The following is a 9465-nucleotide window of genomic DNA, read 5'->3' as shown; positions in this document are numbered from 1 at the left end:
CGGAGAAACTCAGCTCTTCCGCCAGGCCCCGCGAGATCTCCTCCCGCTCCGCCATCGACAACCGCAACGGTGACCGCGGCTGTGGTGGCCGCGGCCGGACCCCACCCACCGCCAGCATCCACAACCGAGCCGCCGACGAACTCACTCCCGCTCTCCCCGCCGCCACCGTGATGCTGTCTCCCGCCCCATACGCATCCCAGAACTTTCCACGCACATCCCACCCCAACGGTCGCCGACCAGCCGGCATCCCACACCCCCATCCAGACAGGTGTGCAATGACCGACTGAGACCACCTCGTTGGAACGACCAAAATCCTTCACTCTTACGACTCGCCAAACCGCGCCATGGGGCTACCGGGCGCGCCCGGGCGCTCGGGCGCGCGGAGGTCCGGCCGCGTTCGCGGAGCGCGAACCTCTCTGCCCGCCGACTGGCGATCTTGATCGGCGTCGGTCTGTGACAGGCGGAAGGTGGCGACCCATCTGCGCTGCCAGGGGTCTCGACTGCCCGGCGCTCCGCCGCCCGGCGCTCCGCCGCCCGGCGGCCCGGAGCTGCCTGGACGCCGGCTTAGGGCGACGTTAGCCGGCGCGGCGACGATGACGTCCGTTCCGGAAACAGCACGACAGCTGGAGGAAACCGGTGACGGACGCTTCGGACGTGCACATTCTCGGGGTGGGGACCGCCCTGCCGGGGGCGCCGGTGGACAACCCGACGCTCGCCGCCCGGCTCGGCCTGGACACCTACTGGGGACAGTGGATCGACCACTTCGTCGGGACCGACACCCGCCACATGTCCGTCGACCTGGACAGCGGCGAGGTGGTGTCCACGCTGGCGGACCTGGGGGAGACCGCCGCCCGGCTGGCCCTGGCCGCCGCCGGCCTGGGGCCGGACGCTGTCGACCTGATCGTGATGGGCACGGCCACCCCGGACAAGCTGATGCCGACCACCGTCAACGTCGTCGCCGACCGGCTCGGCATCGACGGGGTGCCGACCTTCCAGCTCCAGTCCGGCTGCACGGGGGCGTTCCAGGCCCTCGCGGTCGCGTCCCGGCTGCTGGTCGCGGGCGGCCCCCGCACGGCGCTGGTGCTCGGCGGCGACGTCGGCACGAAGGTCTTCGACTACGGCGCGGACTTCTCCCGGCTGCCACCCCGCGAACTGATCAACTACATGCTGTTCGGTGACGGCGCGGGCGCGGCGGTGCTGAGCGTCGACCCCACCCCGGCGGCGGTGACGATCCGGCAGGTGAGCACCCGACTCACCGGTCTCGGCCGGGCACCGGGCCAGTCGCTGGACTGGTTCGGGGCCCGCCCGCCCGGCCCGGACTCGCCGACTGTCGCCGAGGACTACAAGGCCATCGAGGAACTGGTCCCGGTGATGAGCGAGGAGATCCTCGCCGAGCTGCTGGCGGACGTCGGCTGGAAGCCCGGCGACGTCGACTACGTTCTGCCGCCGCAGCTGTCGGGGCGGATGACGACCCAGATCATGGAGCGCCTCGCGCTGCCCGGCGCGCAGGAGGTCAGCTGTGTGCGCCGGACCGGCAACACCGGCAACGCCACCCCGTTCTTCCAGCTCGAACGGATCCTCGACCGGATGACGAGCGGCGACCGGGCGGTCGGCGTCTCGGTCGAGTCCTCCAAGTGGATCCGGGCCGGCTTCGCCGTGGAGAAGGCGTGAGCACCCTCGACGGCGCGAGCACCTCCGAAGGCGCGAGCACCCTCGACGGCGCGAGCACCTCCGAAGGCGCGAGCACCCTCGACGGCGCGAGCAGCTCCGAAGGGGCGAGCACCTCCGAAGGCACGAGCAACCCCCCAGGCGCGAGCACCCTGCTGGAGCTGCACCGCGCCGGTGAGCTCGCCGCCCGCTACCCGCTGGTCGCGCCCCTGCTGGCCGGGCTCGGGCCGGAGGAGCTGGCTCGGGCGGGCGCGTTGCTGGCCCGGGTCCCGGCGGCCGAGGTGCGGCGACACCATCCGACGGCCCCGGTGGTGAAGATCGCGATCACCGGGCACGGCACCCTGTCACCGCTCGTCGCGCCGCTCACCGCGGAGCTGGCCCGGCACGGCCTGGTCCTCGACCCCGTCGTCTCCCCGTTCGACAGCTACGTGTTCGACCTGACCGACCCGGGCAGCGCGCTGTACGCGGCCGGCGCGGACCTCGTCCTGTGCGTGCTGGACCCGATGATCGTGGTGGACGAGCTGCCCGTCCCGTGGACGCTCGCCGACCTGGAGAAGATCGTCGACGAGAAGGTCCGGCTGCTGACCGGGCTCGCCGACCGGTTCCAGGCGACGGGCCGGGGGACCCTGGTGCTCAACACCCTGCCACTGCCCCGGCTGCTCGCCGGGCAGCTCGTCGACTACCGCTCCCGGGCCTCGCTGGGCGCGCTGTGGCGGCGTGCGGCCACGGCCCTGCTCGGGCTGGCCGAGGACCGTCCGTCCGTCGTCGTGCTGGACCTCGACCCGATCCTCGCGGACGGGACGGCGGCCCGTGACCCGCGGCTGAGCGTCTACGCCAAGGCTCACCTGGCTCCGGGCCTGCTCGCCGCCTACGCCCGCGAGGTCGGCCATCTGGCCCGCCTGGTCGCCGGGCAGACCCGCAAATGCCTGGTGCTCGACCTCGACGGGACGGTCTGGGGCGGCATCCTCGGCGAGGACGGACCGGACGGCGTCGAGGTCGCCGACACCTACCGTGGGGAGGCGTTCCGCGCCTTCCAGAAGGTGGCCCGCCAGATCGGCTCGCAGGGGGTCCTGCTGGCGGTGGTGAGCAAGAACGATCCCGAGCCGGTCCGCCGGATCCTGGCCGAGCACCCCGGGCTGACGCTGCGCGCGGAGGACTTCGCCGACGTCACCGCGAACTGGCGGCCCAAACCGGAGAACCTGCGGGAGACGGCCCGCCGGCTCAACCTCGGCACGTCGAGCTTCGTGTTCGTCGACGACAGCCCCTACGAGCGGGCGCTGGTGCGCCGCGAGCTGCCCGAGATCGCCGTGGTCGACGTCGACGACGAGCCGGCGTCGCACGTGGAACGGCTGCTCGCCGACGGCTGGTTCAACGTCCGGGAGGTCACCGCGGACGACCGGGCCCGCCCGGCGCGCTACCGCGAGGACGTCGCCCGCGGCGACTTCCTGGACACCTTCGACTCCATCGAGGACTATCTGCGCGAGCTGGGCGTCGCCGTCCGCCTGGAGGCCGCGCGGGCGTCCCAGGTCGGGCGGCTGTCGCAGCTCACGCTGCGGACCAACCAGTTCAACCTCACCACCCGGCGCCTGCAGCCGCCGGCGGTGGCGGCACTGCTCGACGACCCCGCCGCGCTGGTCCTGGCGATCCACTCCGCGGACCGCTTCGGCGACAACGGCCTGGTCGGCGCGATCCTCGCCCGCCGCATCGGGCTCGACGGGCCAGCGGGGACGGGGCTCGACGGGCCGGCCGGGACGGGCGGCACTGGCGGCACTGGCGGCACGGTCCTGCGGATCGACAACTTCCTGCTCAGCTGCCGGGTGTTCTCCCGCGGCATCGAACACGCCTGCCTGGTGGCCCTGCTGCACCACGCCCGCGACACCGGCGCCCGCGAGGTGCTCGGCGAGTACGCGCCGACCGCGAAGAACGGCATCGTCGGCGACTTCTACCCCCGCTACGGCTTCACCGCGGCCCCCGCACCCGCACCCGCCGCCGCGGCCCCCGCAGCCGACGACCGCGCCGCCGGGTCGCCCGGCGGGACCGGAGGGACCGGCGGGACGACCTTCCGGCACGACCTGCGCGACATCGTCGCCGCGCCGACCCACGTCGCGCTCACCACCGTCTTCCTGGGAGAGCATGAATGATCAACTCGACGGAGTTCGCCGTCCTGGTCAGGGACGAGCTCGGGCTGCCTCTGGCAGAGGAGGAGCTCGGGGCCGCGTTCGACGAGCTGCCCGGCTGGGACTCGGTGTACCTGCTGCGCCTGCTGACCGTCATCGAGCGGGAGACCGGCGCCCGGGTCTCGCTGCCGGACGTCCTCGAGGCGCGCAGCCTCGCGGAGGTCTACACGCTGGCGGTGGGAGCGTGAGCGTGACCGTGGAGCCGGTGGCCCCCGCACGCCGCCACACCCTCTACTTCCTCGACCAGATCCGGTCCTTCTCCCCGGTGTTCCTGGACACCGAGGTCGACATGACCCAGGTGCTGGCGCACCGCGCCGCCCGCCGGGAACGCACCGGACGGAAGCTGTCCCTGGTGACGTACATCGTCGCCGCCGGCGGGCGCGCGCTGGCCGCGCACCCCGAGGCCAACGCGTCGATCCGCGGCTGGCTGCGTCCGGTGGTCGCCCGCCACCCGCAGGTCAACGGCAAGGTCACCTTCGACCGGACCATGGGCGGCCAGCGCGTCGTGCTCGCCACCGTCGTCCCGGACGTCGCCGCCGGTGATCTCGACGCGATCCAGGACCGCATCGAGCAGTTCCGCGACCTCGACCCCGACACCGCCCCGGCGCTCGCCCCGATCCGCAAGCTCCAGGGGCTGCCGGTGCCGCTCGGCCGGCTGCTGGCCTGGCGTGCCGCCCGGCCGTGGGAGCGCCGCGCGCTGCTGCTCGGGACGTTCGCGGTGACCTCGCTGGGCCACCGCCCGGTGGACGGCTTCCACTCCGTCGGCGGGACGACGGTGACGCTCGGGGTCGGCCGGGTGCTGGACCGCCCGGTGGCCCGCGACGGGCGGGTCGAGGTCGCCCCGGTGCTGCGGCTCAGCCTGGCGTTCGACCACCGCGTGATCGACGGTGCCGAGGCCGCGGACGTGCTCGCCGAGATCCGCCGCGTCCTGGAGGAGCCCTGGCCGCAGCCCATCGCCGCGATCCCTTCCACCGAGAGCACCTCCGCCGAGAGCACCTCCACCGCGATCCCTTCCACCGCGGCCCCGTCCACCGAGAGCACCTCCGCCGAGAGCCTCGACGACGTCCGGCCGACTGTTCGCGAGACCGTCGGGGGGCAGGCGTGAACGACGTCGCCGAGCTCAAGCAGTTCGGGTATGTGCACACCCAGACGCAGGGCATCCCGGTCGCCGAGTTCGAGCGGCTGCGTGACCGGATCGTCTCCGACGCGGGCGACGAGCCCGGATCCTGGGTGCACGAGTGGTCACACGAGGCGGCGGAGCTCGACCGGGCCGGCCGGGTCGACGAGGCCTGGCGCTACCACGCGATGGCGCGCTTCCCCTTCCCGGACGGGGCGCCGCGGCGGGCCGCGCAGGCACACTGCGTCGACGCGTTCGCCCGCTCGGCCACCGGCAGCGCGCTGGAGCGTCTCGACGTCGAGACGCCGGAGGGCCGGATCCGCGGCTGGGCCGTCGGCCTGTCCGCGGCGGAACCGAAGCCACTGCTGGTGATCTCCGGCGGGATCGTCGCCGCCAAGGAGCAGTACGCGCCGATGCTGCGGATCGCGACCGGGCTGGACATGGCCGGGATCGTCACCGAGATGCCCGGCGTCGGCGAGAACACCGTCGGGTACACGGCGAAGAGCTGGCAGACGCTGTCCCACCTGCTGGACGCGGTGGGTGACCGGGCGCAGGCGTCCCGCACGGTCGCGATGGCGCTGAGCTTCAGCGGGCACCTGGCGCTGCGCTGCGCCGTCAACGACAGCCGCCTCGTGGGTGTCGTCACCGCCGCGGCGCCGATCTCCGACTTCTTCACCGACGCGCAGTGGCAGCGTGGCCTGCCCCGGATCACCGTCGACACCCTCGCCCACCTGACCGGGGTGGACGCCGACCAGCTCGGCGGGCACATTCGCGACTGGGCGCTGTCGGACGACGAGCTGACCGCCCTCGCGGTGCCGCTCTACTACATGGCCAGCGACCGCGACGAGATCATCCCGCCGGGCGAGCTCGGCCATCTGCAGCGGTCCGTCCGGGAACTGCACGTGCTGAGCCACGACGACGAACACGGCGCTCCGCGCCATCTCGAGGAGACCCAGCGGTGGGTCGCCGCGGCCATCCACACCCTGCGCGGCTGAGGGCTCCGGCTTCCGCCGCATCTCCGTCGCCACCGAGTCCGTCGCGTGGAATCTTGAGCCTCGGGCTTCCGCCGCCGCTTCCGCGCTGCTGCCGAGCAAGATCTGAGGATTTTGGTCTTTTTGGCAGCCAAAATCCGCAACTCTTGCGGATTGTCAAACGACTCTGAGCCCCTTTTGTCTCTCTTGAGGTGAATTGCCGATGGTGCGGCGGCGGCGCGGGATCCCCGATGGTCCCGGATCCGCCACTTCTCTGGATTTTGCTGTCCGCTCCGCCGGCATAAGCCTGGGATTAGCGGCCGCGCGGATAGTGATTCGACGCTCACGCATTATCCGACATGCTGGAGATGCCAGATGACCGAAGCGCAGGCGGTGCCCGCACTGACGCACGAACAGCCGACCTCCGTACCGCCGACCTTCCCGATGCCCCGGGCCTGCCCGTTCGCGCCACCGGCGGCCTACTCCGAGCTCGCGGAGAAGGGCCCCCTCACCCCGGTGGTCGACGTGGAGGGCACGGCGGGCTGGCTGACCACCCGCCACGACGTGGCCCGCGATCTGCTGGCGCATCCGAAGGCCAGCAAGAACCTGCTCCGGCCGGGCTTCCCCGCCCTGTTCCCCGGCGCGGCGGCGCTCGCGGGGGAGATCAAGGGCTTCCTGATCTGGATGGACCCTCCGGAGCACACCCTCTACCGGCACATGCTCGCCGGGGAGTTCACCCTGCGGCGCGTGCAGACCATGCGTCCGCAGATCGAGAAGATCGTGGACGAAGGCGTCACCCGGCTGCTCGACGGTCCCCGCCCGGTCGACCTGGTGCACGAGTTCGCGCTCCCGACCGCGTCGCTGCTGATCTCGGAGCTGCTCGGTGTCCCCTACTCCGAGCGGGACCTCTTCCAGCACGCCACCGGCGCGATCCTCAGCCACGAGAGCACCCAGGAGCAGCGCAAGAACGCGTTCATCCAGGTCCGCGGCCTGCTCAGCCGCGTCATCGCCGAACGTACCGAGAACCTCGGCGACGACCTGCTGAGCACCCTGATCCGCAAGTACCGCGAGGCGGACGTGTTCGACCACGACCACCTCGTCGGGATGGCCGTGATGCTGCTGGGCGCCGGGCACGAGACCACGGCGAACATGATCGCGCTGGGCACGCTCGGGCTGCTCCAGCAGCCCGAGGCCCTCGCCGAGTTCAAGGCCGACCCGGCGCTGGCCCCGCGGGTCGTCGACGAGCTGCTGCGCTACTTCAGCATCGGCGACCACGTGACGTGCCGGGTGGCGACCGAGGACATAGAGGTCCACGGCGTGCACATCCCCGCCGGGTCCGGGCTGATCGCGCCGAACGCGGCCGCGAACCGGGACCCGGCGGTCTTCCCGAACCCGGACGCGTTCGACATCCACCGCAACTCGCGATCGCATCTGGCGTTCGGCTTCGGCATCCACCAGTGCCTCGGGCAGCACCTCGCCCGGCTGGAGCTGGAGATCGTCTTCACCGAGCTGTTCCGCCGCATCCCCGACCTGCGCGTCGACGGTGAGGTCGCGGACCTGCAGTTCAAGGACCAGGCGCTGTTCTACGGCCTGCACCGGCTGCCGGTCACGTGGTGACACCGGCGCAGCGGGTGGGGGCAGAGCCGGTAGGGGTGCGGCCGGCAGGAGTGCAGCCGGCAGGAGTGCAGCCGGCAGGAGTGCAGCCGGCAGGGGCCGAACGGGCGGGGGAGACGACGATGCGGGTCACCGTCGACCACGATCTGTGCGTCGGTGCCGGCCAGTGCGTGCGCGCGGCGCCCGAGGTGTTCGAGCAGCGCGACCCGGACGGGAAGTCGACGGTGCTGCAGCCGGTTCCCGACACGCGGTACCAGGCGGCCGTGCGGGAGGCCGCCGCCCGGATGTGCCCGGCACGGGCGATAACCGTGGTGGGCTGACGCGCAAGGCCACCTGGCGATTGGCAAAAGGTGAGGATCCTGGTCGTGCGAGCAGTCAAAATCCTCAACCTTTGCCCGCCAGCAACGAAACCTCGAACCCTCGGCCCGAAGATCTGAGGGCTTTTGTCGTCCTGGCGACCAAAATTCTCAGATTTTGCGCGACAGCAACGGCGGCGGCGGTCGGACGCTCCGGGCGGCCGTATAAGGAGGAGATTAGCGGCCGGTCGGACAATGAATTCATGGAACCTGGGCGGTACGTTCCCGGCGCCGGCATCCGGCCGGTGGGCGTACCGCCCGATCCGTGTACCCACAAGGTGGTCGGAAGGCCACCGGCCGGAGGGAGAAGCGCCGTGAGCCAGCAGGTCGAGGACATCGAGATCTTCATCATCGACATCGTGTCGCAGCGTCTCGAGGTTCCCGTCGAGGAAATCCCGTCCGACGCCGCCATCGGCAGTTTCGGCATCGATTCGTTCGGTGCCGTGGAGATCGCCGTCGCGCTGAAGAACACCTACGACGTGCTGTTCGTCGCCGGTGAGATCGGCGTCGACTTCACGATCGCCGACATCGCGGTACTGGCGGTGGAGAAGCTCGCGCAGCCGGTCGACGTCGGCGCCTGACGCACGTCCACGCCAGGTGGCCGAACGATGCCCCGTGGCCGAACGAGTCACGGTCACCCGACAGACGAACGGGAGACGACGATGAAGGTGATCGGATTCCCGGGGCAGGGTGCCCAGAAGGCGGGAATGGGCGCGGACCTCTTCGCGGACTTCGGTGAGCTGGTGGCCGCCGCCGACGCGGTGCTCGGGTACTCCGTCGCCGAGCTGTGCGTCGAGAACCCGGACGGTGCCCTGCTGCTCACCCAGTACGCGCAGCCGGCCCTGTACGTCGTCGAGGCGCTGGCCTATCTGCGGCACCGGCAGGCCGACCCGACGCCTCCGGACTACCTGCTCGGCCACAGCATCGGCGAGTTCGCCGCCCTGTTCGCCGCCGGCGTCTTCGACTTCGTCACCGGGCTGCGGCTCGTCGCCCGCCGCGGCGAGCTGATGAGCCGGTGCACCGGGGGGACGATGGCCGCCGTCCTCGGCCTGGCCGCCGAGGAGATCGACGACCTGCTCACCCGCCCGAGCCTGGCGGAGCTGGACGTCGCGCTGTACAACGCCCCCGGGCAGATCGTGCTCGCCGGCCCCCAGGAAGCCGTCGACAGGCTGCTGCGGGAAACCGCCGGCACCGCGGTCCGGGCCGTCCGGCTCAACGTGAGCGGCCCGTTCCACTCCCGCTACATGAAACCCGCCGCAGTCGAGTTCGAACGGTACGCGCGGGAATTCGACCTGGCGCCGCCGGAGATTCCGGTCATCGCGAACGTGACGGCCCGCCCGCACGTTCCCGGCGAGATCGCACACACCCTCGCCCGGCAGATCTGTGAGCCCGTCCAGTGGGAGCGCAGCATTCGTCTGCTGCTGGCAGCCGGTGCGGTTGATCTGGTCGAGCTGGGCCCTGGAACAACGCTTGCGGGAATGGTCGCCAGGATCCGCGGGAAACGGCTGCGCGCCGCCGCGTGAACCGGACCGCCCGAACGAGGAACTCCACCGTTCGGGAAC

The 9465-nt window shown here is 71.7% G+C and carries 9 protein-coding genes; all 9 read left to right on the top strand.

The window, feature by feature from the left end:
• Positions 1-636 precede the first annotated feature (636 nt).
• The 9 genes from AWX74_RS23605 (at position 637) to fabD (ending at position 9426) form a co-directional block, all read left to right on the top strand.
• Entirely contained in the window at positions 637-1671 is a 1035-nt protein-coding gene (locus AWX74_RS23605) for a 3-oxoacyl-ACP synthase III family protein (protein ID WP_091280987.1), read from the top strand.
• On the top strand, positions 1668-3809 hold the full coding sequence (locus tag AWX74_RS23600) for an HAD-IIIC family phosphatase (RefSeq protein WP_242666377.1): 2142 nt from the start codon (positions 1668-1670) through the stop codon (positions 3807-3809). The genes AWX74_RS23605 and AWX74_RS23600 overlap by 4 nt, the downstream gene beginning before the upstream one ends.
• Positions 3806-4033: an acyl carrier protein gene (locus AWX74_RS23595; RefSeq protein WP_054569483.1), complete on the top strand. Its 228-nt coding sequence runs from the start codon at positions 3806-3808 to the stop codon at positions 4031-4033. The genes AWX74_RS23600 and AWX74_RS23595 overlap by 4 nt, the downstream gene beginning before the upstream one ends.
• Positions 4030-4950 (top strand): 2-oxo acid dehydrogenase subunit E2, encoded by a 921-nt coding sequence (locus tag AWX74_RS23590; RefSeq protein ID WP_091280984.1) that lies wholly within the window; start codon positions 4030-4032, stop codon positions 4948-4950. Before AWX74_RS23595 ends, AWX74_RS23590 begins: the two co-directional genes overlap by 4 nt.
• Positions 4947-5957 carry an alpha/beta hydrolase gene (locus AWX74_RS23585; protein WP_091280981.1) on the top strand — a complete coding sequence of 337 codons (1011 nt, stop codon included), beginning with the start codon at positions 4947-4949 and terminating at the stop codon, positions 5955-5957. Before AWX74_RS23590 ends, AWX74_RS23585 begins: the two co-directional genes overlap by 4 nt.
• Before the next feature lie 351 nt (positions 5958-6308).
• Positions 6309-7550 carry a cytochrome P450 gene (locus AWX74_RS23580; RefSeq protein WP_091280977.1) on the top strand — a complete coding sequence of 414 codons (1242 nt, stop codon included), beginning with the start codon at positions 6309-6311 and terminating at the stop codon, positions 7548-7550.
• A 119-nt stretch (positions 7551-7669) separates the two neighbouring features.
• Positions 7670-7867, top strand: coding sequence for a ferredoxin (locus AWX74_RS23575; protein ID WP_091281038.1), 198 nt, complete (start codon positions 7670-7672; stop codon positions 7865-7867).
• A gap of 350 nt (positions 7868-8217) precedes the next feature.
• Positions 8218-8484 carry an acyl carrier protein gene (locus AWX74_RS40855; protein ID WP_091280974.1) on the top strand — a complete coding sequence of 89 codons (267 nt, stop codon included), beginning with the start codon at positions 8218-8220 and terminating at the stop codon, positions 8482-8484.
• A gap of 81 nt (positions 8485-8565) precedes the next feature.
• Positions 8566-9426, top strand: coding sequence for an ACP S-malonyltransferase (fabD, locus tag AWX74_RS23565; RefSeq protein ID WP_091280971.1), 861 nt, complete (start codon positions 8566-8568; stop codon positions 9424-9426).
• Positions 9427-9465: the final 39 nt, after the last annotated feature.

This window comes from Parafrankia irregularis (genome assembly GCF_001536285.1).
Lineage (GTDB): Bacteria > Actinomycetota > Actinomycetes > Frankiales > Frankiaceae > Parafrankia > Parafrankia irregularis.
Note: the sequence above shows the minus strand (reverse complement) of the source record. Positions and strands in the feature narration are given on the sequence as shown.

What these genes read in the sequence shown, in the direction of transcription:
- fabD (WP_091280971.1), top strand. Translation starts at nt 8,566, where the DNA reads ATGAAGGTGATCGGATTCCCGGGGCAGGGTGCCCAGAAGGCGGGAATG.
- AWX74_RS23595 (WP_054569483.1), top strand. Translation starts at nt 3,806, where the DNA reads ATGATCAACTCGACGGAGTTCGCCGTCCTGGTCAGGGACGAGCTCGGG.
- AWX74_RS23575 (WP_091281038.1), top strand. Translation starts at nt 7,670, where the DNA reads ATGCGGGTCACCGTCGACCACGATCTGTGCGTCGGTGCCGGCCAGTGC.
- AWX74_RS23580 (WP_091280977.1), top strand. Translation starts at nt 6,309, where the DNA reads ATGACCGAAGCGCAGGCGGTGCCCGCACTGACGCACGAACAGCCGACC.